At 67.4% G+C, this 26,337-nt stretch carries 20 protein-coding genes and 3 tRNA genes; 13 read left to right on the top strand and 10 right to left on the bottom strand.

Going from position 1 to position 26,337, the window contains the following annotated elements; translation table 11 throughout:
• From AB0N61_RS11665 to AB0N61_RS11655, 3 genes are all read right to left on the bottom strand, one after another.
• Entirely contained in the window at positions 1-921 is a 921-nt protein-coding gene (locus AB0N61_RS11665) for an AEC family transporter (RefSeq protein WP_363364183.1), read from the bottom strand.
• A 313-nt stretch (positions 922-1,234) separates the two neighbouring features.
• Positions 1,235-1,858, bottom strand: a complete 624-nt coding sequence (locus tag AB0N61_RS11660; protein WP_167945507.1) for a GntR family transcriptional regulator — start codon at positions 1,856-1,858, stop codon at positions 1,235-1,237.
• 115 nt (positions 1,859-1,973) lie between these two features.
• Entirely contained in the window at positions 1,974-3,206 is a 1,233-nt protein-coding gene (locus AB0N61_RS11655) for an ATP-binding protein (protein WP_363364181.1), read from the bottom strand.
• Positions 3,207-3,319: 113 nt separating this feature from the next.
• Here AB0N61_RS11655 and AB0N61_RS11650 point away from each other — a divergent pair, with 113 nt between their 5' ends.
• The 3 genes from AB0N61_RS11650 (at position 3,320) to AB0N61_RS11640 (ending at position 7,463) form a co-directional block, all read left to right on the top strand.
• Positions 3,320-4,726, top strand: coding sequence for an amidase (locus tag AB0N61_RS11650; RefSeq protein WP_363364179.1), 1,407 nt, complete (start codon positions 3,320-3,322; stop codon positions 4,724-4,726).
• Positions 4,727-4,913: 187 nt separating this feature from the next.
• Positions 4,914-5,924 carry a glycosyl hydrolase gene (locus tag AB0N61_RS11645; RefSeq protein WP_363364178.1) on the top strand — a complete coding sequence of 337 codons (1,011 nt, stop codon included), beginning with the start codon at positions 4,914-4,916 and terminating at the stop codon, positions 5,922-5,924.
• A gap of 36 nt (positions 5,925-5,960) precedes the next feature.
• Complete coding sequence (locus AB0N61_RS11640) at positions 5,961-7,463, top strand: carboxylesterase family protein (RefSeq protein ID WP_363364176.1); 1,503 nt, start codon at positions 5,961-5,963, stop codon at positions 7,461-7,463.
• Between the two features lie 5 nt (positions 7,464-7,468).
• Here the strand turns inward: AB0N61_RS11640 and AB0N61_RS11635 are convergent, their stop codons facing one another.
• Positions 7,469-8,689, bottom strand: a complete 1,221-nt coding sequence (locus tag AB0N61_RS11635; protein ID WP_363364175.1) for an ROK family transcriptional regulator — start codon at positions 8,687-8,689, stop codon at positions 7,469-7,471.
• Positions 8,690-8,763: 74 nt separating this feature from the next.
• On the opposite strand from AB0N61_RS11635, the gene AB0N61_RS11630 reads away from it, so the two are divergent.
• The 7 genes from AB0N61_RS11630 (at position 8,764) to AB0N61_RS11600 (ending at position 19,210) form a co-directional block, all read left to right on the top strand.
• Complete coding sequence (locus tag AB0N61_RS11630) at positions 8,764-9,633, top strand: substrate-binding domain-containing protein (protein ID WP_363364173.1); 870 nt, start codon at positions 8,764-8,766, stop codon at positions 9,631-9,633.
• A gap of 142 nt (positions 9,634-9,775) precedes the next feature.
• Complete coding sequence (locus AB0N61_RS11625) at positions 9,776-11,074, top strand: ABC transporter substrate-binding protein (protein WP_363364171.1); 1,299 nt, start codon at positions 9,776-9,778, stop codon at positions 11,072-11,074.
• A 70-nt stretch (positions 11,075-11,144) separates the two neighbouring features.
• A complete protein-coding gene (locus AB0N61_RS11620) occupies positions 11,145-12,101 on the top strand; it encodes a sugar ABC transporter permease (protein ID WP_363364169.1) in 957 nt (318 codons plus the stop codon).
• A 119-nt stretch (positions 12,102-12,220) separates the two neighbouring features.
• On the top strand, positions 12,221-13,021 hold the full coding sequence (locus AB0N61_RS11615; protein ID WP_363364248.1) for a carbohydrate ABC transporter permease: 801 nt from the start codon (positions 12,221-12,223) through the stop codon (positions 13,019-13,021).
• Complete coding sequence (locus tag AB0N61_RS11610) at positions 13,018-15,501, top strand: glycoside hydrolase family 2 protein (RefSeq protein WP_363364168.1); 2,484 nt, start codon at positions 13,018-13,020, stop codon at positions 15,499-15,501. The genes AB0N61_RS11615 and AB0N61_RS11610 overlap by 4 nt, the downstream gene beginning before the upstream one ends.
• Entirely contained in the window at positions 15,498-16,493 is a 996-nt protein-coding gene (locus tag AB0N61_RS11605) for an ROK family protein (RefSeq protein WP_363364166.1), read from the top strand. The genes AB0N61_RS11610 and AB0N61_RS11605 overlap by 4 nt, the downstream gene beginning before the upstream one ends.
• Positions 16,490-19,210 carry a CIA30 family protein gene (locus tag AB0N61_RS11600; protein ID WP_363364164.1) on the top strand — a complete coding sequence of 907 codons (2,721 nt, stop codon included), beginning with the start codon at positions 16,490-16,492 and terminating at the stop codon, positions 19,208-19,210. Before AB0N61_RS11605 ends, AB0N61_RS11600 begins: the two co-directional genes overlap by 4 nt.
• Before the next feature lie 691 nt (positions 19,211-19,901).
• On the opposite strand, the gene AB0N61_RS11595 is transcribed toward AB0N61_RS11600, so the two are convergent.
• The 3 genes from AB0N61_RS11595 to AB0N61_RS11585 all read right to left on the bottom strand — a co-directional run bounded on the left by AB0N61_RS11595 (position 19,902) and on the right by AB0N61_RS11585 (position 20,220).
• Positions 19,902-19,974, bottom strand: a tRNA-Phe gene (locus AB0N61_RS11595).
• Between the two features lie 70 nt (positions 19,975-20,044).
• A tRNA-Asp gene (locus AB0N61_RS11590) sits at positions 20,045-20,118 on the bottom strand.
• Between the two features lie 29 nt (positions 20,119-20,147).
• Positions 20,148-20,220 (bottom strand) — tRNA-Glu (locus AB0N61_RS11585).
• A 210-nt stretch (positions 20,221-20,430) separates the two neighbouring features.
• Between AB0N61_RS11585 and AB0N61_RS11580 the strand changes: the two genes are divergently transcribed.
• The gene (locus AB0N61_RS11580; protein ID WP_363364162.1) at positions 20,431-21,789 is read left to right on the top strand and encodes a M23 family metallopeptidase; all 1,359 of its coding nucleotides are present in this window, start codon (positions 20,431-20,433) and stop codon (positions 21,787-21,789) included.
• Positions 21,790-21,861: 72 nt separating this feature from the next.
• On the opposite strand, the gene ppa is transcribed toward AB0N61_RS11580, so the two are convergent.
• The gene (gene ppa, locus AB0N61_RS11575; protein ID WP_363364161.1) at positions 21,862-22,353 is read right to left on the bottom strand and encodes an inorganic diphosphatase; all 492 of its coding nucleotides are present in this window, start codon (positions 22,351-22,353) and stop codon (positions 21,862-21,864) included.
• Positions 22,354-22,421: 68 nt separating this feature from the next.
• Positions 22,422-23,393: a LysR family transcriptional regulator gene (locus AB0N61_RS11570; protein WP_363364159.1), complete on the bottom strand. Its 972-nt coding sequence runs from the start codon at positions 23,391-23,393 to the stop codon at positions 22,422-22,424.
• A gap of 111 nt (positions 23,394-23,504) precedes the next feature.
• On the opposite strand from AB0N61_RS11570, the gene AB0N61_RS11565 reads away from it, so the two are divergent.
• Entirely contained in the window at positions 23,505-24,884 is a 1,380-nt protein-coding gene (locus AB0N61_RS11565) for an MFS transporter (protein ID WP_363364157.1), read from the top strand.
• Complete coding sequence (locus tag AB0N61_RS11560) at positions 24,881-25,678, top strand: 3-hydroxybutyrate dehydrogenase (protein ID WP_363364155.1); 798 nt, start codon at positions 24,881-24,883, stop codon at positions 25,676-25,678. Before AB0N61_RS11565 ends, AB0N61_RS11560 begins: the two co-directional genes overlap by 4 nt.
• Here the strand turns inward: AB0N61_RS11560 and AB0N61_RS11555 are convergent.
• Positions 25,645-26,301, bottom strand: coding sequence for a TMEM175 family protein (locus AB0N61_RS11555; RefSeq protein ID WP_363364153.1), 657 nt, complete (start codon positions 26,299-26,301; stop codon positions 25,645-25,647). The two genes, AB0N61_RS11560 and AB0N61_RS11555, sit on opposite strands and share 34 nt — an antisense overlap.
• Positions 26,302-26,337: the final 36 nt, after the last annotated feature.

The raw sequence follows: 26,337 nt of genomic DNA, 5'->3' as shown, positions 1-26,337 counted from the left end.
TCAGCCCAGCAGGAACATGATGAGGATCAGCACGGGCAGGCAGCCGAGGGTGGTCAGGAACACGGTGTCGCGCGAGATCGTCTCGCCGATGTCGTAGCGCTGCGAGTAGTTGAAGACGTTCTGCGCGGTGGGGAGCGCTGCGAGGATCACGACGATCAGCACCTCCGCGGGTGAGAGAGCGAAGACGAACTCGGCCACCACCCACGCGATCAGCGGCATCGCGATGAGCTTGAGCGAAGTGGCGAGGATGATGTCGCGTCGGTGGCCAGGGGCTCCGAGCACGCGTTGACCGTGCAGGGAGATGCCATAGCTGATCAGGAGGACCGGCACGGCCGCATCGGCGATCAGCTGCGCCGGCTCCATGATGATGGGCGGCACCGTGACGCCCAGTACGGAGATGAGCGTGCCGAGGAGCGACGCGATGATGATGGGGTTCGTCGCCGTGCGCACGAGCGTCTTGCGCAGCGACACGCGATCGCTCGTGACGGCATCGAGGATCGTCAGCGAGATCGGGGTGAACACCAGCAGCTGCATGAGAACCACGGGTGCCGGGTACGCGGCGCTGCCGAGAAGGTAGAGCGACAACGGGATGCCGATGTTGTTCGAGTTGACCTGGCCGGCTGACAGCGCTCCGATCAGAGTCTCGCCTACCGGGCGCTTCCACCACAGTCGTGCCACCAGGGCGTAGATCCCGATGATCGCGACGGCCGCTATCGCTGAGACGGGTAGCAGTGAGGAGAAGAGCATCTTCGCGTCGGCGTGCGCGAGCACGGTGAAGAGCAGGAAGGGCGACAGCACGAAGAAGATCAGGCGCCCGAGCACATGCCGGGCGTGCGGGCCGAGGAGATCGATCCGGCCGAGCAGGTAGCCGAGCGCGATCGCGACCCCCACGACGGCGAATCCGGTGAGCGTCTCGAGCATGCTTCGAGCGTATCCAGCCCAGAGGGGCGTCGATGCCATCGCCCGGTCGCGGGGTCTCTGCCTTAGCAGTCCGAGTGGTCTCCCGTCAACGGATGACCCACGATGGGTGCCATGACGGGGTGCGGCCATACGCTGGGATCACGACGAGCCGCATCTGCCGCTCTCCGTCGGTCGAACCAGACGGTGCCCTCGAGTTCTCTCGGTCTTGAGTGCCCACATGGGGGTGGGTGCGCTTGCGGACCTTCTCATCGGCTGCTCCGGTCCCCCCGTTCGGGCGCGGGGGACCGGAACCAACTTCCCCGCGAGTGCGGACCTACTTCAGGCGGAGCATCCGCTGCACGGCCTTCACGCCGGCATTCGCGCTGCGGGCGCGCATCGCGGACTCGAGCTCCTCGAGCGACTCCTTCGTGTCGACCCGGGGCTCACCCAGATAGAGGTCGCGGAAGACGAGATACCAGAAGTCGCTCAGCATGAGCCGGTAGAGGTCGTTGAGAGCACGGTCGGTGAGGAACTCGAAGAGCTCGACATGGGCTTCGATCCATCCCTCGCCGGACTCGACCGACTGGATGGCATCGCCGATCAGCTCGCACGCGATGGCGAGGTCGGCCTCGGACAGCGCGAGCGCTGCCTCGCGGATGATCTCTCCGCCCTGGGACGCGGCGAATTCGCGGGTGATGCGCGATCGCTCGTCGGTGATGTCGGTGACCATCGAGTAGCGATTCGCGTGGACCTCCATCAGCCCGGCACGGGCGAGCCGCTGCACGGCCTCTCGGACGGGAGTGCGGGTCACCCCCAGATCGTCGGCGATGGCCTTGTCGCTCAGCTTCGCGCCGGGCGCGTAGGTTCCGTCGGCGATCGACGTCGCGAGTCGGCGGAAGAGCTCTTCCGCTCCGAGGTGCCGCTGCGCCCCAGGCACAACGGGAAGTTCAGGTCCCATATCGGTATATTACGTCGCAGAGGTATGCCGACACGCTCGGCGGAGCACGTGCGTGTCCGACCCGCAGCCATCGCTCCGCCTCGACGCATCGGGGACCTCCTTCTGCAGCGGGTGCTCAGACCCGCGGCCAGTCGCTGGTCAGGTACGCCTCGACCGCTCGATGCCGGAACGTGTAGGGCTTGCCGCGGTCGATGATGCCGCGAACGGTGTCGAGGCGCTGCGCCGTGGGGCCGACCTCGGTGACCTTCGAGAACCCCATCGCCTCTGCGATGCGCGTGGCCGTGCGCTCGGGAGCAGGAAGCTCCGACATCGCCTGGAGAAGCTGGCGCTCTCGGGCGGGAAGGCGCTCGAGGATGCGTTCGACGTGTGCTGTCGCCTCGCGCTGCGCCCCTCGCCAGCCACGGCGGACCTGGTCGGCCGTGATGGTCGGAGTGGCTGCCGCGTACCAGGACTGCTCGCCGGCGAGCTGGAACAGGAACGGTTCTCCTCGGCAGACGTCGATGATGCTCGTTGCCGCATCCGGGTCCATTCGGATGCGAGCGGATCCGCCCGATCCGTCGGGGACGCTCCAGCCGTCGAGGACGAACTCCTGGAGCGCTTCGGCGAGATCCTCGTCGTCGATGGCAGAGAGGGTGGTCGTCTTGAATCGGCGCGCGAACGTCGCACCCATGCGAGCGCCGGCCATGTCCTCGAAGTCGGGGAGACCCGTGAGGTAGACGGCGATCGGCAGCGAGCGGCTGACACGTGCGCCACCGGGGACGGTGACCTCGACCTCGCGCGTGAGGGCGTCGCCGAGCGCGATGAGCAACTGGGACAGTGCTTTCTCATCGGTGATGTTCTGCACCTCGTCGACGTGGATCAGCGCCATGACGCGTCCGTCGGCGATCGCGGCGAGACCGACCTCGACCAGAAGGTCGGTGAGCGCGGAGAAGGGCTCGCGGCCGTCGGCTCCGCGGAGGGTGAGGGAGATGCCCGAGACGGCGACGGCCTGCACCCGTGCGATCGCGTCACCGATGCGCTTCTCACGGGACGAGGGGAGGCCGGCGTCGGCCGCGAGCTTCAGAACGGCTTCGGCGACCAGCTTCAGCGGATCGGCTCCGGCGGGGATGCGCAGCTGAGGCGTGACCCAGTCGCCGGCGCGGGAGGCTTCCTGAGCGATGCGCCGCACGAGGGTCGACTTGCCGAGGCCGGGCTCGCCGAGGACGGTCCTGCCGCGTTCCGGGAGGCCGGCGAGCCGTCGCGGCCGCACGACATCGCGCCAATCGCTCAGTTGCGCAGTGCGCCCCGCCCATACTTCGGGGATCGTGTCGGAGCCCGGGCTGAACGGGTTGTCGAGTGCATCGCGCATGTTGATAACATTATCAGCGCGTCGGGCTGTTGATAAGGTTATCAGCGCGTGCGCTTCCCTGGCTGACGCCCTCGTGCCCCACCGAGTCCGCGCTCCGACCGTAGGCTCGTGTCATGCCGGAGTTGCACGATCTGACCGCCGTCCAGCAACTCGACCGCTTGCAGGCAGGCGACCTCGAGCCGATCGACCTCGTGGAGCACTACCTGTCGCGCATCGACCGCCTGGACAGCGGCATCGGCGCGTTCGTCACGGTGACGCCGGATGCCGCGCGTGCCGCTGCGCGGACGATCGCGGCTGGTGCGAGATGGGGACCGCTGCACGGTCTGCCGTTCGCCGACAAGGATCTCGTGCCGAGAGCGGGCGTGCCGACCCGCTTCGGGTCGCGCCTCTTCGTCGATCATATGCCGGACGTCACAGGAGACCAGGCGGCGGTGTGGGACGAGGCCGGGGCGATCAGCCTGGGCAAGACGGCCACACCGGAATTCGGCCTCACCGGGTACACCGAGACGCTGATCGGCCCGCCGACACGGGACCCCTGGGATGCCCGAAACGGCGCGGGCGGATCCAGCGGCGGCGCCGCTGCGGCCGTGGCTGCGGGTCTGCTCCCGATCGCGCCCGCCTCGGACGGCGGAGGGTCGATCCGCATCCCCGCCGCCACCGTCGGCGTGATCGGCCTCAAGCCGTCGCGTGGCCGGGTGCCGTTCGCCACCGGGCTCGACGGGCCGGCGGGGCTCGTCGTCGCCGGGCCGATCGCGCGGACGGTGGAGGATGCCGCGCTCGCGCTCGAGGTCATGGTCGCCGGCCGTCCGTACCGCCACGCGACGGGAGCGCCCGGGCCCACGGCCTTCCTGCAGGCCGCCCGAGCCGGCACGGCGAGAGTGCGCGTCGGCGTGACGACGGTGTCGCCGTGGGACGACGACGAGGACATCCGGCTGGATCGCGATGCGGCGGCCGCGGTCGACGTGGCGAGTGCGCTGCTCAGCGATGCGGGCAACGCAGTCGAGGCGCTGACCTGGCATCCACGCGGGTATGCGGAGATGTTCCGTACGATCTGGCGGGCGAGCGCGGCTCGCGTCGCGGTGTCGGAAGTCGACCTCGCGCGCGTGGAAGGGATCACGGCGTGGCTGGTGCGCGAAGGTCGAGGCCTCGGCGCGGAGAGCGTGCTGGGTGCGCTCGCCGCGGCCACCGAGTTCGAGCGGCAGACGATCGCGGCTTTCTCGTCCTTCGACGTCGTGCTCACTCCCGCGCTCGCGGAGACGCCTCGCCCCGTCGGGTGGTTCGACGCCGACGATGCGCTCGAGAACTTCGCGCAGCAGGTCCGTTATGCCCCGTACAGCAGCTTCGTCAACGTCGCCGGCCTCCCCGCGCTGACCCTGCCGGTGACGACAGCGGCCGATGGCCATCCCGTCAGCGTGCAGCTGATCGGTCGCCCTGGTGCAGAGGCGACGATCCTCGCGGTCGCCGCGGAGCTCGAGCGTCGGGCGGGCATCGACGTGCGTCCGCCCGTCTGGACGCGCTGAGCGGGGGACCGCCCTCTCGCCGGGGCAAAGCAAAACCCCCGCCATGTAGAAGCTAGGCGAGCATAGGCTCGACTCAGCAGTCGATCACTTACATAAATTATTGAATTAACTCTTGACTCCTTTCGTGGCGCTAGCCAGCCTGGATCCTGAAGACGCTTCGACGACGAGGTGTCGGAAGGAGATCGAGATGTATTCACGCATGAGAGCTCGGGCCCGATGGGTGGTGGGCGCCGCAGTCCTCGTCGGACTGCTCGGTTCCGCAGCAGCGCAACCCGCTCCCGCAGAGGCGTTCACCCCCAAGGCGAAGGCCACGGTGCTGCAGTACTTGCGAAACATCGCGGGCGCGAACATCGTGTCCGGCCAGCACAACAAGGAGCCGGCGAGTTCGCCTGGCCAGTACACCCAGCAGGTCAAGGACATCACGGGTCAGTACCCAGGGCTCTGGGGCGGTGACCTCATGTTCCGATCTCAGGATGCCGCGAACCGTCAACGTGTGATCGATCAGGCCAAGACTGAGTGGGCGAACGGCTCGTTGGTCACGCTCTCCTGGCATGTCTGCCCACCGACCGGCCCGTCGACGTGCGAGTTCGAAGGGGGAGTGAAGAGCCGGATCTCCGACGCGCAGTTCACTCAGATCGTGACGGGTGGGACTGCGCTGAACAACACCTGGCGGCAGCGCATGGCTGAGGTCGTGCCCTATCTTCGACAGCTCAAGGATGCGGGTGTGCCGGTGCTGTTCCGGCCCTTCCATGAGATGAACGAGAACTGGAACTGGTGGGGAGGGCGCCCGGGCGCGAACGGCGGAGCCAAGATCTTCCAGCAGATGCGCGACTACTTCGACGCGCAGGGTCTCGACAACTTGATCTGGGTCTGGAACATCCAGGACAATCCAGCCGGCGGGTGGTCGAACTACTACCCTGGCGCGAACTACGTCGATGTCGTGTCGATCGACGCCTGGTACAAGAACTACCCCAGTGCGGCGGACTACCAGCAGCTGCAGTCGATCGCCGGCGCCAAGCCGATCGCGATCGCCGAGATGGGCAAGGTGCCGGACGCGAACTTTCTGCAGTCGCAGACGCGCTGGTCGTATTTCATGATCTGGTCGGAGCAGCTGCGAGGCAACAACTCGAACACGGAGATTCAGAACACCTACTTCCACCCGAGGGTGCTGAATCAGGGCGAGGTGGTCCTGCCCTGATCGGGCGCGTCGACATCGGCGGAGAGGGGAGAGGCAATGTCCGAGTTCGCGACATCGCGAGGACGTGTACGTGGGGCGCCGATCATGACACCGGACGGGCAGGCGATCGCTGTGCTCGGTATCCCCACAGCGCGGGTTCCCGATCGGTTCCGTCCGGCCGTTCCTCCTGATCCGTGGCGAGGGGTGCGCGAGAGCAAACAGGGCCCCCTCGCCTGGCAGGCGGCGGGCCCACCCGCAGGTCTGACGATGGACGAGGAGGGATGCCTGACAGCCAACGTGTGGCTCCCCGGCATTCCTCCAGTTCATCCGTCTCCTGTCCTGATCTGGGTGCACGGCGGCGCCCATGTCGCCGGGTCGAACGCCGATCCTCTCTGCGACGGGGCGCGACTGGCGGCCAAATACGGGGTGATCGTCGTCGCGATCGCATACCGGCTGGGCGCTTTCGGGCACCTTCGACTCGATCACCTACTCGGCGAGGAGTATGCGGATGCGGGGAATCTCGCGCTCAGGGACGTCGTCGCCGGTGTGGCCTGGGTGCGCGACGAGATCGCGGGCTTCGGAGGGGATCCTCGTCGCATCACAGTGATGGGGCAGTCGGCCGGCGGAGCGATCGTCGCCACACTGCTCGCCGAGTGTGGAGGCGACGGGCTCTTCCAGCGGGTCATCATCGGAAGCGCCACTGCGGAGCGTACGCATACCCTCGATCAGGCCGCCGAGGTCACCACGGAACTCCTGTCCGATCTCGGCGGAGGAGCGGACCCTCGCGCCGTGCTGCGAGCACCGCCAGGCGTGCTGATCGCCGCTCAGCAGCGCGTCGTCTCGCGGTGGCAGCTGCGACGGAGCGGACCGGCGACGCCGTTCCGTCCAATCGTCGACGGCAGGTTCGTGCACGGCAGGCCTGTGGATCGGATCGCCGCAGGGGCGGGGTCGTCGGTGGACGCGATCATCGGCACCGTGCGCAACGAGGCGAGCGCCCACGTCGACCTGTTGCGCCTCGATGATCGGGAAGCGACGAGCGCGCTCCGCGCCGCCCTACGGGACGACGGGAGGGACGGTGACCTGGACTCCTACCTCGCTGCGTGCCGTCGTGACGACGGCGCACCGCTCACTCCCGCCGAGGCTCTCGAGTCCTACATCACGGACCGTGAGTACCGCGGGCCGATGCTGCGGCTGATCGAGGCTCGCCTCGCCGCGCGAGCTCGGACGTACGCGTATCTCTTCGCCTGGAACCGTGCGGACACGGGGGCATGGGCGCGTCGAGCGGGACACTCCCTCGAGCTGCCCTTCGTCTTCCGTCATCTGGAAGACAGCGATCAGGCGCGTGAGCAGGTGGGTGCGGAGGCGCCGATAGCGCTTCGGGATCTGATGAGTGCCGCCTGGGCGACGTTCGCCGGCTCGGGGCGTCCTGACGACGACGGGGAATGCCGCTGGCCGATGTTTCAGGACGCTCGAGAGACGATCGTGTTCGACCGGATCAACCGTCTCGCGAACGATCCCTTCGCCGCTCGACGACGCTGGCTCGCAAAACCTCCCCGGTAACCCCGTCAGCCGAACGCTGGCCCGTGGCCGGGTGCGATCGTTCCCTGAAGCACGAGAGACGCAGCGCCGATGGCGGCGGTGTCTCGGGGGTTCGCGGAGAGATCGACCGCGATCGAGTGCGCACGTCGAGCGAAGAAGCTCCGATCGAGGCGACCGCGGATGGCACGCGTGTAGAGGGAGCCGGCGACGGCCATTCCTGGTCCGGCGAGAACGATGCGGTCGATGTCGAGGAGGTTCGCAAGCGTGACGGTCGCGGAAGCGATCTGGTCGGCCGAACGCTGGATGAGGCGGAGGGCGGTCTCGTGTCCGCTCACGGCGGCCCTCGACAACTGATCGAAGTCGCGCCCGAGACTCTCCGGTTCGAAGCCGAGTTCGAGAGAGACGAGCGCGTCACGCTCCTCGAGAGCGGCGAGCACGACGGCCTCCGGTGCCGCGTACCGTTCGAGGCATCCGCGATTGCCGCAGTGGCAGGGAACGCCCTGCGCGTCGATGCTGATGTGACCCAGCTCCCCGGCGTTCGAACTAGACCCGCGGTACAGTGCGCCGTCGAGAACGATCCCGGCGCCGATGCCCGTGCCCATGTAGACGCACGCGAAAGACTCGGTGCGCGAGACCTGCCTGCTCCAGAACTCGCCGATGGCAGCGGCGGCGGCATCGTTGTCGACGATCACCGGCACGTCGAGCGCCGATTGCAGGGCCTGCTTCAAGGGGAAGTCGTCCCACTGGGAGAGCGTCGGCGGCGCGAGAAGAACGCCGCCCGCGTGTGAGATGGGGCCGGGTGCCACGACCGCGAGACCCGCGACGGATGCGGCGGGCAAGCCGACGGCGACGACGAAGTCCCGGTAGAGGGAGGCCAGGCGGGCCGTGACCTCGTCGGGCGTTGCGGAGCCCGCGCCGTTGACGAGCTGACGACCGACGACGCCGCCTCGGACGTCGGTGGCGACGAGTGTGATCGATTCAAAGCCCAGCTGTACGCCCACGCCGTACTTCGCGCTTGCATTGATCTCCAGGAGCGTGCGGGGTTTCCCTCCCTGCGATGCGGCGCGACCGGTCTCGCGGACGAGGCCCGTCTCGATCAGGCGACGCACGATGTTCGACACCGATGGCTGGGTGAGGCCGGTCGCCTGCGTCAGCTCCGTGCGACTGATCGGACCGGCCGATCTGATCAGATCGACGATCAGCGCCTGGCTGCCCGGGCCTGACTGAATGGACTCACGCCTGGCCATGTGTGTCTCCCGATCATCGAGCGCGTACTGTGAGGGGCGCACACGACCGCTGCTGACGAAAGGCCGCAACCCCGATGGGTCTCGATTTCGAACAGACTATCGCGCAGTCCCGACCTATCGGTCTCACGCTGTTCCGTGCCTCCGAGATCTACGGCGCCGAGCCGTTCTACCACGAACTGATCGCGGGGATCGATCGCGTCGTCCGCCCGCGCGGTCTCTCCGTCATGCTCCGGGTGCTCCCTACACGCGAAGAAGAGCTCGCACAACTGGCGCACTGGCAGCAGGAGGGCCTCGTCAGCGCGTTCATCCTCGTCGACGTGGTCGACGACGACGCGCGCGTCGAGCTGGTGCGGCGCAGCCGTATCCCTGCCATCGTGATCGGGTCACCGAACGCCGCTGGCGAACTCCCCGCCGTGTGGACGAATGACGCCCTCACGATGGCGGAGGCGGTCGACCATCTCGTCGGAGGAGGACACCGACGCCTGGCGCACGTCACCGGGCCGAGCGAGCTCTCTCACACCGAATCGCGGGTGGAGGCGTTCGCCGCGCTGGTCTCCGACCTCGATGTCGACGCGATCTCGCTGGCCGGTGACTACTCGCGCGCGTCGGGCTTCGCCGCTATGAACGCGCTCCTCGCATACGACGAGCGCCCGACGGCGGTCATCTTCGACAGCGACGTGATGGCCCTCGGGGGACTGGAGGCGGCGCAGCGATCGGGAGTACGGGTGCCCGAGGACATCTCGATCGTGGCGTGGGACGATTCCGCCCAGTGTCAGTTGTCGGATCCGCCGCTCTCGGCTCTCAGCCACGATGTGCAACGGATCGGTGAGATCGCGGGCGCCGAACTGCTGGAGATCCTCTCCGGTAGACCGGGGCGAACCCGGGAGGCTCCGCAGGCCGTGTTCATCGAACGGTCTACCACGGGAGCCGCGCCGGTCCAGTGAGGCGAGCTCGGCGATCTTTCCGACACCGATTTGTTACATAAATTAATAATATTTCTTCTTGACTGCATGCCCCGCGCAAGTGATGCTGGAACTCGAGCGACGAGGCAACCCGGCCCTTCGTCCGCGAACGAAGGAGTTCTCAATGAACCGGAAACCGGTCCTCGGTCTCGCCGCCATGGCGGCAGTCGGCGGCATCGTCCTCGCAGGCTGCTCCGCCGGAGCGAGCAACGACGACGGTGACCCCTCGGGAGAGATCACGGTCCTCACGAACCGCACCGACCTCGTCGACACGACGTTCCAGGACTACGCGGATGAGTTCGAGAAGAAGTACCCGGGCACGACGGTGAAGTTCGAGGCACTCACCGATTACGAGGGCGACACGAAGATCCGTCTGAACTCGCAGGACTATGGAGACGTTCTGCTCATCCCGAGCTCCAACGTGACGAAGGACCAGTACGCGAACTTCTTCGAACCGCTGGGCACAGTGGAGGAGCAGTCCAAGACCTATCGGTTCGCGAACGAGGCGTCCTTCGACGGCACCGTTTACGGAGTCTCGACCTTCGGCTCGGCGATGGGGTACGTGTTCAACCGCGACGTGTGGACCGAGGCGGGCATCACCGAGCCTCCCGCCACGGAGGAGGAGTACCTGGACGCGCTCGAGAAGATCAAGGCGACCGGCTCGATTCCGTATTACACGAACTACAAGGACGGCTGGCCTCTCGCGACTCTCGAGGGGAACCTCGGCGCCACTCAGGGACCCGAGGTGCGGTCGGAGATGATCGAGACCGATGACCCCTGGTCCGAGGGCAATGATCAGTACAACATCGACGGCCTGCTGTTCGACACCGTCGCGGCGGGGCTCAGTGAGCCCGACCCGACCACGACGAACTGGGAGGAGTCGAAGAATCTCCTGGCATCGGGAGAGATCAGCTCGATGGTCCTCGGGTCGTGGGCGGTGTCGCAGATGCAGGATGCTGCGGAGAAGGCAGGTGAATCGCGCGACGTCATCGGCTTCTGGCCGATGCCGTGGAAGACCGATGAGGGCTTCACGTCGGTGACCGCGTCTGACAAGTTCCTCGCCGTGAGCAAGCACTCCGACAACAAGGCGACGGCGAAGGCCTGGATCGACTGGTTCACGAACGAGTCGGGCTTCGCCGAGAGCCAGGGTGCCATCAGCCCGGTGATCCGCGACCCGGCACCGGACACGCTGTCGGACTTCGCTGATCTCGGAGTGACCTACCTCGAGCTCGCACCGGACCCGGTCGGCAAGGAAGCCGTCATCAACGACATCGCCAACGAGGCGGAGATCGACCTGTTCGGCAACACCTACCGGCAGAAGCTCATCGACGTCGCGCGCGGCGCAGCCGACGGGGACAAGGACAGCGTGTTCGCCGACCTCAACGAGCGGTGGTCCGCTGCCCGCGCGGCCGTCTCCGAATAATCCCCCCCGGATCGTCCGGCTCCGAGATGTGCGGAGCCGGACGGTCACCTCACAGAAGAGAGCACACAGCATGGCAATCGGACAGGGAACGTCCCCCGCCACCCGGGCGCTCGTGACGACCCGATCGCGCGGTGATGGTCGACGACGGCCACCACGAGCGAAGAGCACCACCGCGGGCATCACGCCCTGGCTCTTTCTCCTGGTCCCACTCGCGCTCCTCATCGTGCTCACCTACGTGCCGGTCGCGAACATGCTCTGGTACAGCGTCACGTCGTGGGACGGGCTGGAACCGCAGAAGGAGTTCGTCGGCCTCGACAACTTCGTGCAGATCTTCACGAAGCCGGAGATCTTCCAGGTCTTCTTCGTCAGCCTCTACTACCTCGTTGGCGCCGTGGCCCAACTCGTGCTCGCGCTGTACCTCGCAACTCTGCTGAGCTTCCGCACACGCTTCAAGAATCTCTTCAAAGGCGTCATCTTCTTCCCGTATCTGATCAACGGCGTCGCGATCGGACTCGTGTTCCTGTACTTCCTGCGCCCCGGCGGCACGCTCGATGCGCTCCTGGTCGGCATCGGTGTGCAGGATCCTCCCCAGTGGCTCGGTGATCCGTCGTTCGTCAACGCCTCGCTGGCAGCGACTTCGGTGTGGCGGTACATGGGGCTCAACTTCGTCCTGTTCCTCGGCGCCATCCAGTCGGTCCCCGCCGAGCAGTACGAGGCGGCGGACCTCGACGGCGCGAACTCCTGGCACAAGTTCCGGTTCATCATCTTGCCGAGCATCCGCCGCATCCTCGGGCTGTCATTCATTCTTGCGATCGCAGGTGCGCTCTCAGCCTTCGAGATGCCCTACATCATGACGGGCGGTGCCAACGGCTCCGAGACGTTCGTCATCCAGACCGTGAACACGGCGTTCAAGTTCTCCAAGGTCGGGCTCGCCTCGGCGATGGCCGTGGTCCTCCTCCTGATCGTCCTCGTGATCACGTTCGTCCAGCGTCGGGTCTTCCCCGACGAGAAGGGAGGCGAGTCGTGACCTCGACAGCCGTCCGCCCTCAGAGGCCCGCTCCGACAGACGCGTCGAGCAGCGCACCCCGCTCGGCTCGCCGATCGACGGCGCACCGTCGCGGCGCCGCTGCCCTCACCGCGTCGACGGTGAAGTACGTCTCGCTCGTGATCGCGAGCCTTTTCGCCATCGTCCCGCTCGTGACCATCTTCATGCTCGCGTTCAAGACCGATCGCGAACAACGCACCACAGGTCCCCTCAGCCCGCCGTCGAACTGGCTCAACCTCGACAATTTCATCACCGCGTTCACGCAGGGTGGGATGATCACGGGCTTCCTGAACACCGCGATCATCCTGCTGGTGTCGGTGGCGGGCACCATCCTGATCGGCACGATGGCGGCGTACTCGCTCGACCGATTCCGGTTCCGGGGGCGCAAACTCGTGATGGGCCTGTTCCTGATCGCGACGCTCGTCCCGTCGGTGACGACCCAGGTCGCCACCTTCCAGGTGATCTCCGCACTCGACCTGTTCAACACCCGCGGGGCCGCGATCCTGCTCTTCATGGGCACCGACATCATCGCGATCTACATCTTCCTGCAATTCATGCAGTCGATCCCCGTGTCGCTCGACGAGGCCGCGATGCTCGACGGCGCCAACCGGTTCACGGTCTACTGGCGCATCATCCTGCCGCTGCTCAAGCCGGCGATCGCCACGGTGGTGATCATCAAGGGCATCGCGATCTACAACGAGTTCTACATCCCCTTCCTCTATATGCCCTCGCAGGATCTGGGGGTGATCTCCACCTCGCTCTTCCGGTTCATGGGACCGTTCGGCGCGCAGTGGCAGATCATCGCGGCGGGGACGGTGCTGGTCATCATCCCCACGCTGATCGCCTTCCTCTTCCTGCAGCGATACATCTACAACGGCCTGACCTCTGGAGCAACGAAGTGAGCATCACCGACATCACCACCGCACGACCGTCCCGCACCCGGGCGCTGCACGAGGGGTGGAGCCTCCGTGCCGTCGGGGGCGCGATCCCCGAGTCCTTCTCGGACGCGAGCATCCCGGCGACCGTGCCTGGCCTGGTCCACACGGACCTGCTCGCCGCTGGCCTCATCCCCGATCCCTTCCTGGACCGCAACGAACACAAGGTGACCTGGATCGGGTCCACCGACTGGGAGTACCGCACGACGTTCGACTGGGCGCCTGACGGGCACGACCGGCACGACCTCGTCTTCGACGGTCTCGACACGGTCGCGCGGGTCGCGGTGAACGGCGAGGTCATCGCCGAGACACGCAACCAGCACCGCACGTACCGCATCGACGTGACGCGACTGCTCCGGGAGGGCGAGAACACCCTCGTCGTGCACTTCGAGTCGCCGGTCGCCGCCGCCGACCGCGCCAGCCTCGAGATCGGCTATCGGCCGCACACCTACTTCCACCCGTTCAACGCCCTCCGCAAGGCGGCGTGCAACTTCGGATGGGACTGGGGGCTGGATGCCGCATCGGCCGGCATCTGGAAGCCGGTGTCGCTGCACTCCTGGTCGGGTGCCCGCATCGCCGCCGTGCGCCCGGTCGTCACCGTCGCCGGCGCCGAAGGGCGAGTCTCGGTGCATGTCGATGTGGAGCGTTCCCGTTCGGAGGCGCCCGTCGCCCTCCTCGCCACGATCGCCGGGGTCGAGACGACCCTCGAACTGGCCGCCGGGAAGACCTCGACCGTGCTCGAGCTCTCGGTGGCTGATGTCGACCTCTGGTGGCCCCGAGGGTACGGCGAGCAGCCGCTGTACGACCTGCAGGTCGCGCTCCTCGAGGGCGGTGAGCAGATCGGCGACTGGACGTCGCGCATCGGCTTCCGCACCATCCGCGTGGAACTCGAACCCGATGCCGAAGGCACGTCGTTCCGGTTCGTGGTCAACGGCGTACCCGTATGGATCCGCGGCGCCAACTGGATCCCCGACGATGCGTTCGTCACGCGGGTCGACCGTGATCGACTCTCCCGCCGCCTCGACCAGGCCGAGTTCGCCAACATGAACCTGCTGCGTATCTGGGGCGGCGGCTACTACGAGTCCGACGATTTCTACGAGCTGTGCGACGAGCGGGGCATCCTCGTCTGGCAGGACTTCCTCTTCGCCTGCGCCGCGTATGCGGAGGAGGAACCTCTGTGGAGCGAGGTCGAGGCGGAGGCGCGCGACAACATCACCCGCATCATGCCGCACCCCAGCCTCGCGCTGTGGAACGGCAACAACGAGAACATCTGGGGATTCGAGGAATGGGGCTGGGAGAAGCGCGTCCAAGGACGCACGTGGGGGATGGGGTACTACCTCGACCTGCTTCCCGGTCTCGTCGCCGAGCTCGACCCCGCCGGGAACTACACCGCAGGCAGCCCGTGGTCGGGTACGCCGGAGATCCCCGCGAACGATCCCGACCATGGCTCCGTGCATCTCTGGGAACTGTGGAACCGGGTCGACTATCCCGCGTACCGTGATGTCTCGCCGCGGTTCGTCGCGGAATTCGGATGGCAGGGACCGGCGACCTGGTCGACCATCCAGCGCTCCATCTCCGACTGGCCGCTGACTCCGGAGTCACCGGGCATGATCCATCACCAGAAGGCGACGGACGGCAACGACAAGCTCACCGACGGTCTCGTCGCTCACCTGCCTCTTCCGGACGACACCGAGGACTGGCACTGGGCGATGTCCCTGAATCAGGCGAACGCGGTCACGGTGGCGATCGAGCACTTCCGTTCGCTCAGCCCGAGGTGCATGGGCTCCGTGGTCTGGCAGCTGAACGACTGCTGGCCCGTCACGTCCTGGGCGGCCGTCGACGGCGACGAGAGGGCGAAACCGCTTCTCTACGCTCTGCGTCACGTGTACGCGGACCGTCTCGTGACGGTGCAGCCACGCGGGCAGCGCCTCGTGGTCGCCGTGCTCAACGACTCCCCGGATGCGCTCGATGGTGACCTCGTCGTCCGCCGGCTGCGTTTCGACGGCACGGAGCTCGCAAGCGCGACCGTCCCGCTGTCGCTCGAGCGACGTTCGTCGACGGAGGTCGACGTGCCGGAGCGCGTCGCCCAGGTCGGTTCCGCTCGTGACGAGCTCATCGTCGCGACCATCGGTGGGGACCGCGGGTTCTGGTACTTCTCGGAGGCTCGCGACTCGAACATCCCTGCTCCGTCTTTCACCGCAGAGGTTCGCCGCGACGACGAGGGATACGCGGTCAGCATCCACGCCGACGGCTTCCTGCGCGACCTGACCCTCCTCGTGGACAAGGTCGCGCCGGACGCAGTCGTCGACGACCAGCTGGTCACTCTGCTCCCCGGAGAGGACGTGGTCTTCCGCGTGCGCAGCGCATCGGAGATCGACGGAGAGGCCCTGCTGTCGACCCGCGTGATCCGCACCGCGAACCAGCTCGTGGAGGACTGGAGCCGGTGAAGATCCACCCGACTCCGCCGGGGGCGGTCGCACTCGCGATCGACCTCGGCGGTACCAAGGTCGACGCCGCGCTGGTGAGCTCCGACGGCGGCATCGTCAGCGGGAGCGAAGCACGCGCGTCGACAGGGGCCACATCGACCAGAGCTCAGATCGAGGGCGCGATCGACCGCGTGGCCGCATCCGCGCTCAGTGCGCTGCCGCAGGACGCGGCCCTCGTCGGAGTCGGCGTCGGCTCCGCGGGACCCGTCGATCTCGTGCACGGCGCCGTGAGTCCCAAGAACCTCCCGTCCCTGCGCGGATTCCCGTTCATCGAGCATCTCGGTCGGATGCTCCCTGGAACCCCGGCGGTGGTCCGCCTCGACGGAACCTGCATCGCGCTCGCCGAGAACTGGCTCGGCGCGACGCGCGGGGCATCGCACTCCATGGCGATGATCGTCTCGACAGGCGTCGGGGGCGGCATCATCCTGCATGACCGGCTCATCTCCGGCCGCAGCGGCAACGCCGGTCACATCGGTCAGGTGCAGATCGCCACGCGCGAGGAGGGCACCTCGGCGGACGACGCCACTCTCGAGCGGATCGCCTCGGGGCCGAGCAGCGTCGCGTGGGCGCGGGCTCGAGGATGGTCCGGTACGAGCGGCGAGGACCTCGCCGCGGACGCCGCGCGCGGCGATCCCGTCGCACGGGCGGCGGTCGTCCGATCCGCCACCGCCGTCGGGCAGGCGATCGCGAGCACGACCACCCTGCTCGATCTGGAGGTCGTCGCCGTCGGCGGAGGCTTCACGGGCGTCAGCCCGGACTACCTCGACCTCGTTCGTGATGCCGTCGCCGAATCCATGGTCCTGGGCTACGCCGCCGACGTCACCGTCGCCGGGTCCACCCTCGGGGGCTCGGGGCCGATCCTCGGAGCCGCCGCCCTCATCCACCGCCCCGAGGCGCTCGGCGCCGCCCCGCAAGCACGGAACACACCCAGACGAAGGAGCCTGGTCCCATGAACGATGCACACACGACGCCGCCGCGCGGGCGACGCATGCGGCGACTTGCCGCCGCTGCCCTTGCCGTGACGATGACGGCGGCCCTCGCACCAGCCGTGGCCGCACCCGTCGCCGCCGCGCCGTCCGACTGGACGTCGCTCAACACCGGCTTCGTGCAGCGGGACGGCAGCCGTCTCGTGCTCGACGGTGAGACGTTCCGCTTCAGCGGCCCGAACATCTACTGGCTGGGGCTGGACGAGAACGTCGGCGGTGTCGACTATCCGACCGCGTTCCGCATCGCGGACACCCTCGACTCGGCGGCCCGGATGGGCTCGACGGTCGTCCGCACCCACATGATGACCTCGACCGGGCAGAACGACGCGAACCCGCTCGCGATCATGCCCGCACTCGGTGAATACAACGACGACGCCTTCGCCACGATCGATTTTGCGATCGCCTACGCGGGCACGCTCGGCATTCGCCTCATCCTTCCTCTCACCGACGAGTGGCAGTACTACCACGGCGGACATCGCGATTTCACGACGCCGCTCGGACTTTCTCCGGCCGACTTCTACAGCGACGATCGCGCGATCGCCGCGTATCAGGACTACGTCGCGATGATCCTCGGACGAACGAATGAGCTCACCAATATCCCCTACGTGAACGATCCGACGATCATGGCGTGGGAGCTCGGCAACGAGCTCGAGGGCATGACCGCGCCGTGGATCGAAGAGCAGGTCGATTTCATCCGGCAGCGCGCACCGCAGCAGCTCGTCGCGGCCGGCCGTCGATTCGACATCGATCCGGACACGCTCGCCGTCCCCGCGCTCGACATCGTCGATGTGCACTACTATCCGCCGACGGCTGCCAGGGTCTCGGCCGACGCCGCGACCGTTACCGCAGCGGGGAAGGTCTACATGGCGGGGGAGTACGCCTCCACGGCCGCATCGCCCGCGCTGCTTGATCCGCTCGTGGCGGATCCGAACGTCACCGGCATGCTGTTCTGGTCGCAGTTCGGCAACAGCGATCGCGGCGGCCTCGTCCCTCACGACGACGGCTTCACCCTGCACGCGCCGGGAACGAGTGACGGGGAGCGCGGCCGGGTGGCGGCCATCACGGCATACGCGGCGGCGCTGGGGTCGCAGCCCTCCGCTCCCGCCGTCGGTACCGCATTGATCACGGCCGTCGAGCGCGTCGATGGCATCAACTCCGTCTCCTGGCGGGGCGCGAGTGGAGCGGCGGGCTACCGCCTCGAACGATCCGTGAACGGCGACCCCTGGGTCCCCGTTGCCGCCCAGGTGGGCGCGGAGGTCGGTGCGAGCACGGACTTCTCGTCGCCGGCCGGCTCGGTCTACCGCGTCGTCACGATCGACTCGTCCGGCGCCGACGCGACAGTGTCCGATCCGGTGGCGACCGCGACCGACACCCGGGTACTCGTTGACCCGCTCGAGTCGTGGCTCCTGACGGACAGCAGGGCCGACGTGCGGATCGCTCCGCGCGCCGACGGCGCGAGCGTCGTGGCCGACGGTGCGGCAGGAAGCATCACGTGGAAGCAGGATCGGCTGACCGCTGCATCCTTCTTGACGACCGGCACTGTCGTCGTCGAGTCGAGTACAGACGGAGCCTCGTGGATTCCTGCGGTGACTCGTTCCGACGGGGGAGCCGTCGTGGTCGACGACGTGACGGGTCCGTACATCCGTCTCGAGCTCGACGGCGGGGCATCGGTGTCACGCGCGACGCTCTGGTCCGACGTGGATGCCCCGAGCGGACCACCCGCGGCATTCGCGACCCTCACCCCCGCCCCGGGCACTGTCGATGTGACCGCGACGCCCACGTTCGAATGGCAGCCGTCGTCCGGCGCCGCCTACTACCGCCTGACGCTCGCGACCACCGCGGATCTCCGGGGTCCGGTGGTCGTCGCCGACGGACTCCGCACGACGACACTGCGCCCGTCTGTCGAGCTCCGGGCAGGGGTTCGCTATTGGTGGTCGGTCGAGGCCGTGAACGGCGCGGGCATCACCGCGTCATCGACCGGACCCTCCGACTTCACGATGAAGGCGTTGCCGACCGAGCCCCTCGTCGTCGAGGACTTCGAGTCCTACCCGGATGACGCCGCGCTTCAGGTGACCTACGTCCGCAACACCGGCGGCGGCGCGATCACGCCGACCCTCGTCGCGAACCCCGAGACAGGATCCCAGGCCATGCTCGCCGCCTACGATCTCGGCGGCCCGGGCTACGCCGGCGTGGTCCGCACATTCACGACACCACAGGACTGGTGGGGATACACCGGCCTCGAGCTCTCCGTGCGCGGAACGCCTGGAGACACCGTGACGGTGCAATTCGTGACCCGCGGCACCTACTGGGAGACTGCGGTGCCCGTGCAGGGCGACGGATGGCAGCAGGTAGAGATACCGTTCTCCGACTTCGCTCCTCCCGCCTGGGCCGAATCCGCACCCTTCGACCCGACCTCGGTGACGCAGCTCGCGTTCTACCTGGGCGGCGATGGCACGGGGGAGCTGCGCGTCGACGACATCTCGACCGTGGTCCCGGCGGACGCGGGGAACCCGGGAACGGGTGGTCCGGGAAGCGGGGGGAGCACTATCCCTCCGGAGGGTGGTGACGCGACCGGAGGTCTTGCGAGCACAGGGGCGGAGCCTGCACCCTGGATCGGACTGGGGCTGCTACTCATCGCCCTCGGTGGCGCGATCGTGCTCCGACGACGCACGCGCCGTGGGTGACAGGCTGATGAGCGTGGAATCGAGATGGACCCTGCGATCAAGCACGCATGCCGACGCCGGGCGGATGGCAGACCTACGCGCGGTTGTGCTGCAGTCTGACCTCCAGCGCCTGGGCGGATTCGACGAGATGCGGGTCCGGGACCTGTTCCTCGGCATATTCCAGCCAGCTTCGACTCGGGTGATCATGCTCGGTACGGTCTCATCGCCGTCCGTCCGGAGGGAGGGACGATCTGGCTCGAGCATTATTATCTCCGACCAGAGAACCAAGGTCGCGGAGTACGGAGTGAAGTGCTCGCGTCGATCCTGGAGGAACTGCGCGGTTCTCTCCAGACCGTCCGGCTGAGTGTCCTCGAAGGCAGATCAGCTCGTCGACTAGACGAGCGACTCGGCTTCACGGTCGAAAGTGAAGATCCCGTCGACGTCTTCATGCGATGCACCGGGGAGTGACGGGGTGTCTTGCTCGACTTCGGGTGTAGAGATGGCCCGCCCTGGCTGACTGGGGCTATCCGCTGAACGAATCGGGGCGGGACGAAGCCGGCGACGGTGCTGCAGGCACAGCTCAAGGGCCTGTTCTGAAAGTGCGGGGTTCTCGCGGGATGCCCGACTGTTAGATCGTCCCAGGGCAAAGCAAAACCCCCGCCATGTAGAAGCTAGGCGAGGGTTTCTGGGACCACTGTAATGATGGTCCTTGTGGCTCCGACGGGCGTCGATCCCGTGACCTCACGATTTTCAGTCGTGCGCTCTACCAACTGAGCTACAGAGCCATGCGACCGGCTAGACCTGTCGCATCTAGACGAAAGGCCCTTCTCGAAGAGAAAGGCCCGTCGCTTAGAGCGACCCTGACGGGACTTGAACCCGCGACCTCCGCCGTGACAGGGCGGCACGCTAACCAACTGCGCTACAGGGCCATACTTGTTTTCAATTGTACCGGAAGGAGTGACCCCAACGGGATTCGAACCCGTGCTACCGCCGTGAAAGGGCGGCGTCCTAGGCCGCTAAACGATGGGGCCGAAGTCTGTCCCGGAGGACTTCCTTGCCGACGCTCAAGCATAAGGGAAGATCTGAGCAAAACGCGAATCGAGGGCGAGCCTGCTGTCTCCCGGGCGTGTTCAGGAGGACGATGGACTCACATCGCTGTGCCCGCTCGCGCTGCCCGTCCCTGGTGCGGATGTGAAAGAAGTTGTTAGTGTGGCATCTGTGAAACCGGCGGAAGGGGCCGTGTGAACGACCAACACTCGACGTCGGATGCTGCTGCTGCGGCATCCGAGGACTGCGGCTGCGCGCCGACGCCTGCGGAGAGCCGCGCGTTCTGGAAGGACCGTTCGGTCACCCGTCGCAGCGCGCTCACGTTCGGTGCGCTCAGCGTCGTCGCCCTCAGCGCCTTCGGAGTCTCCTCTGGCGTGACCGCCGCGTACGCCGCCTCGTACCCGAGCTGGGACGACGTGCAGAACGCCATGAACAACGAGTCCGCCAAGGCCGCGGAGGTCACGCGCATCGAGGGGCTCATCCAGTCGCTCACGCAGCGGGTCGCCGATGCGCAGGCCAAGGCCGTCCTTGCCGGCGAAGAGTACAACGCCGCACAGCTCGCCTACTTCGACGCTATCGCCGTTGCCGAGGAACTCCAGTCGAAGGCCGATGAGCAGGCCGTCGCCGCCGATGATGCGACGAAGAAGGCTGCCCAGCTCGCCGCGCAGCTGTATCGCAACGGCGGCGATGACACAGCCCTCGAGCTGTTCTTCGCCGGATCGGCCGACAACGCCGACCAGCTGCTCTCGCGTCTCGGCACGATGGACAAGGTCTATCAGTACAACCAGACGGTGCACGACAACGCGGTGGCCGCGCGCAACTCCGCCCAGCAGCTCACCGACCAGGCCGTCGTCGCCCGCACCGAGCGCGATCGACTGCAGCAGATCGCCGAGCAGAAGATGATCGAGGCCCAGGCCGCCGCGGACGCCGCGCAGGCCGCGCTCGACGAGCAGTCGGCGAACCTCGCGACGATGCAGGCCCAGCTCTCCGCCCTGAAGGACGCCACCGCGACGACTGTGGCCGGCTACAAGGAGGGCGTGCGCGTCGCGGAAGAGGAGCGCAAGCGCCGCGAAGCGGCCGAGGCCGCAGCAGCTGCCGCGGGCAACGGCGGGGGAGGCGGTGGCGTCGGCGGCTCGCCCGGTTCGGGCGGCTGGGTCCGACCGCATGGAGGCCACCGGAGCGCCGGATTCGGCCCCCGGCCCAAGCCCTGCGCCGCCTGCTCGGGCTACCACTACGGCGTCGACCTCGCCAACGGATGCGGCGCAGCGATCTACGCGGCGCAGTCCGGCACGGTCGACTACGCGGGTCCGCGCGGCAACTACGGCAACTACATCCGCATCCAGCACGGTGGGGGAATCTCCTCCGGCTACGCCCACATCCGCGACGGTGGCTTCGCCGTCCGCAGCGGGTCGTATGTGAACTCGGGCCAGGTCATCGCGTATGCCGGCAACACCGGAGCATCCGTCGGCTGCCACCTGCACTTCGAGGTGTACATCAACGGCGCGTACACCAACCCCATCACGTTCCTCGCGGATCGCGGCGTCTCGGTCTGACACCCGCCTCCGACATGCAGAAGACCCCCGGCCGCTGAGCGGAACCGGGGGTCTTCTCGGTGAAGCGCGGGGTCAGTGACCCTGCTCGCCGAAGCGGGCGATCGCCTCGTCGAGGATGCGCTGCGCCTCGGCGGCGTCGCCCCATGCGTCGACCTTGACCCACTTGTTGGGCTCGAGGTCCTTGTAGTGCTCGAAGAAGTGCTCGATCTCCTTCTTGGTGTACTCGGCGAGGTCGCCGATGTCCTGGATGTGAGCCCAGCGGGGATCCTTCGACAGCACGGCGACGAGCTTGTCGTCTCCGCCGGCCTCGTCGCTCATCTTGAGCACGGCGACGGGGCGCACCTCGACGACGACGCCGGGGTAGATGGCGTGGTCGAGGAGCACGAGCACGTCGAGCGGGTCGCCGTCCTCACCCAGGGTGTTGTCGAAGTAGCCGTAGTCGGCGGGGTACCCGAAGGTGGTGTAGAGCACGCGGTCGAGGTGCACTCGTCCGGTCTCGTGGTCGACCTCGTACTTCACGCGGCTGCCGCGCGGGATCTCGATGACGGCGTCGTGTGCGCCCATGCGTGTGCTCCTCAGAAATGACGGTTGGATGCCGCGCACTAGCCTAGTCGGGCCGTCGACGCGTGCTGTCAGGGTTCCGTCGCCGGGGAGATGCCGAGCAGCGCCTCCTGCACGGTCGCCGTGCGGTCGCGGATCGCTGCGGCCACCGCCGCGACGGCGGGTTGGCGCAGCGAGTCCGCGCGCAGCACCATCCAATAGGGCAGACGCTCGGCGAAGTCGTCGGGGAGGAGTCGCACCAGGTCGGGGTGCCCGTCGGCGAGGAAGCACGGCAGGAAGCCGATCCCGGCGCCGGCGCGCGTGGCCTCGACATGGACGAAGACGTTGGTCGAGCTGAGCGAATCCTGCATCCCCGGAACCAGCCGACGAGGAGCATCGAGATCATCGACCTGGAGCATCGAGTCGACGAAGTAGACCAGCGGATGCGTGCTCAGCTCGTGGGAGTCGGCGGGGGTCCCGTGCTCGTCCAGGTAATCGCGCGATGCGTACATGCCCAGGGTGTAGAACCCGAGTCGGATGGCCTCCGCGCGGTGCACCTGCGGTTCCCCGACCACCACCTCCAGGTCCAGTCCGGAACGGTACTGCAGGGCGCGTCGGGTGACGTTGACGATCTCGACGCTGAGGCGCGGATACTTCCGCCGCAGCCGGGCGACCGCTGGTGCGATGACGAACGCGCTGAACCCGTCGGTGGCGGAGATCCGCACCACCCCGGCGACCTGATCGGACTCTGCCTCTCCTTCATGGATCGTCGCGACTGCGCTCTCGACGTCCTCGGCGGCCCGCACGGCCCGCCGCCCGAGGTCTGTCAGCTCCCACCCTCCGGAGCTGCGCGCGAGGACGCGCCCGCCCAGGACTCCTTCCAATGCCGCGATGCGTCGCGACACCGTCGTGTGGTTCAGCCCCATGCTCTGGCCGGCAGTGGTGAAACGCCCGGTACGCGACACGGCGAGGAGGACGAGGAGATCGTCGGCGTTCGGCTCGGATGAGCGGGGAGAAGGCGTCACATCTGCAATTGTGCACTCCTTCTCTGCTCGACTGGTCATTGGCGCACAGTGCGCGGCGTGCGCATACTGGCGGAGGCCGCCCGCTGTCGGGATCCCGGCCCGCCAGGCAGCTGTCGATGAGGACGCTGCAGAACACGAAGGAGTGCATTCATGGGCGTCTCGCAACCGGTCGATTCGCAGGTCCAGACCCGAGCATCCGGGCTGAAGAAGATCGTGGCCGCCTCGATGGTGGGCACGGTGGTGGAGTGGTATGAGTTCTTCCTCTACGCCACCGCCGCATCGCTCGTGTTCGGCACCTTCTTCTTCCCCGATGCGGGCACGGAGCTCGACGGCATCATCGCCGCATTCCTGACCTATGCGGTCGGATTCATCGCCCGTCCGCTCGGCGGAATCGTCTTCGGCCAGATCGGCGACAAGCTCGGGCGCAAGCACACCCTGCAGATCACGATCATCCTGGTCGGCGTCGCCACGTTCCTGATGGGGTGCCTGCCCGGATTCGACTCGATCGGCTATTGGGCGCCGGCGCTGCTGGTGGCCCTGCGCTTCATCCAGGGCTTCGCCGTCGGCGGCGAATGGGGCGGAGCCGTGCTGCTGGTCGCCGAGCAGAGCCCGAACAGATCCCGCGCGTTCTGGTCGAGCTGGCCTCAGGCCGCGGTCCCGGTGGGCAACCTGCTGGCGACGCTGGTGCTGCTCGGCATGTCGTGGGCGCTTCCCTCCGATCAGTTCCTGAGCTGGGGATGGCGCGTGGCGTTCTGGGTCTCGGCGATCGTCGTCGTCATCGGCTACTACATCCGCAGGCACGTCAGCGAGGCGCCCATCTTCCTCGAGGCCCGCGCGCAGGTCGAAGCCGACAAGGCTGTCAGCTACGGAGTGCTCGAGGTCGTGCGGCGGTACCCTCGCGGCATCTTCGGAGCCATGGGTCTGCGCTTCGCCGAGAACATCCTGTACTACATCATCGTGTCGTTCACGATCGTGTACCTGAAGACCGTGCACGCCTATGACACGAGCCAGCTGCTGCTGGCGCTGCTGGTGGCGCATGCCGTGCACTTCGTGGTGATCCCGCAGGTCGGCCGGCTCTCGGACGCCTGGGGACGCAAGCCGGTCTATCTCGCCGGCGCGGTGCTCGGAGCAAGCTGGGCGTTCTTCGCCTTCCCGATGTTCGACACCCAGAACCCGTTCGTGATCATCGCAGCCGTGACGATCGGCCTGTGCTTCCACGCGCTCATGTATGCGGGGCAGCCGGCGATCATGGCCGAGATGTTCCCCACCCGCATGCGCTACTCCGGCGTCTCACTGGGCTACCAGGTCACCTCGATCGTCGCGGGATCTCTCGCGCCGATCATCGCGACAGCGCTGCTGCAGGACTTCGACTCGTGGCTCCCGGTGGCGATCTACGTCGCGGGCGCCTGCGCCGTCACGGCGATCGCGGTGGTCACCCTCAAGGAGACCCGGGGTGTGTCCCTGCACGACATCGATGACGCGGATGCGCGCAAGCACGGGCTGACCACGTCGCGGGTGAGCGCCGCATGACCGAGCGCAGCGTCGAGAGGCCGAGTGCGGTCGGTCCATCGCTGAGCGGCCGGCGTGCGCTGGTCACGGGCGGCGCCAGCGGAATAGGCCTGGCGGTCGTTCGATCCCTGGCTGCCCGGGGCGCTCACGTCGTCGTCGCCGACAGGGACCGCGCGCAATGCGAGGCCGCCGCGGCGGAGGTCGGCGGTTCGAGCTGGGTGGTCGATCTGCTCGATCCGACAGCCGTCACCGACGATCGGCTGGCAGACGCCCTCGCCGGCGTCGACATCCTGGTGAACAACGCCGGGATCCAGCACATCAGCCCGATCCAGGATTTCGATCCCGAGGACTTCCGGCGCATCGTCACTCTGATGCTGGAGGTTCCCTTCCTGTTGATCCGCGCGGCGCTCCCCAGGATGTACGAGCGCGGTCTCGGCCGGATCGTCAACGTCTCGTCGGTGCACGGGCTGCGCGCATCGCCCTACAAGTCGGCGTACGTCGCGGCCAAGCACGGACTCGAAGGTCTGTCGAAGGCGACCGCGCTCGAAGGGGGCGAGCACGGGGTGACCAGCAACTGCGTCAACCCCGGTTACGTGCGCACCGCGCTCGTCGAGAAGCAGCTGTCCGACCAGGCTCGGGTGCACGGCATCCCCGAGGCGGAGGTGCTCACCAAGATCATGCTGACCGAGAGCGCCATCAAGCGCCTGATCGAGCCCGACGAGGTGGCGTCGCTGGTCGCGTGGCTGGCGAGCGACGAGGCGTCGATGGTCACCGGGGCGAGCTATGCGATGGACGGGGGCTGGTCGGCGCGATGACCACCCCGCCGTGCCCACAGTCGATCCAGCAGCGACGACAGCGGTCCGGTGAGCCAGAGCAGCAGAAGAGCGAGGTATCCGACCCCGCCGAGGCCGATGGCCAGGAGCATGGCCGCTGCCGAGAGCACGATCGTGGCGATGTCAGCCGCGGCACCGTGGCGGATGCGCGACGGCGGGGTCTTGGTCAGGTCGGGGTGCCGCAGCAGATAGATGCGCGCGCCGAGCGTGGTGATCTGCGTCGCGATGAGCGTGCCGATGTAGACGATCACCTGCAGCGGGTCGGTGTCCATCTGCCCCAGCATCGCCGTGGGCACGGGCAGCCAGACGATCGTCGCCATCCAGGCCACGTTGAGCCACAGGAGCGGCGTCGTGATCTGCGAGACCTCGGCGTACTGCCGGTGGTGGCCCATCCAGAAGTTCGCGATGAGCACGAAGCTCAGACCGAAGCTCAGCAGCTGCCCGGCATGCTCCTGGAAGAACTCCCCGGTGCCCAGGCCCCCGTCGGCGGCCTCGGACACGGACTCCATCAGCGGCAGGATCAGCAGCGTCATCGCGATGGCGACGACCGCATCGACGAACGTCGTGAAGCGTTCGGTCCTGAACCGCAGTGCGTGATCCGTCACGGCGCCAGATTAGGCCGCGGCGGCCCTGGAGCGCGA

This window comes from Microbacterium sp. NPDC089320, assembly GCF_040684875.1.
Taxonomy (GTDB): domain Bacteria; phylum Actinomycetota; class Actinomycetes; order Actinomycetales; family Microbacteriaceae; genus Microbacterium.
The sequence above is the reverse complement of the archived record's forward strand: the minus strand, read 5'-3'. Positions and strand labels throughout refer to the sequence as shown.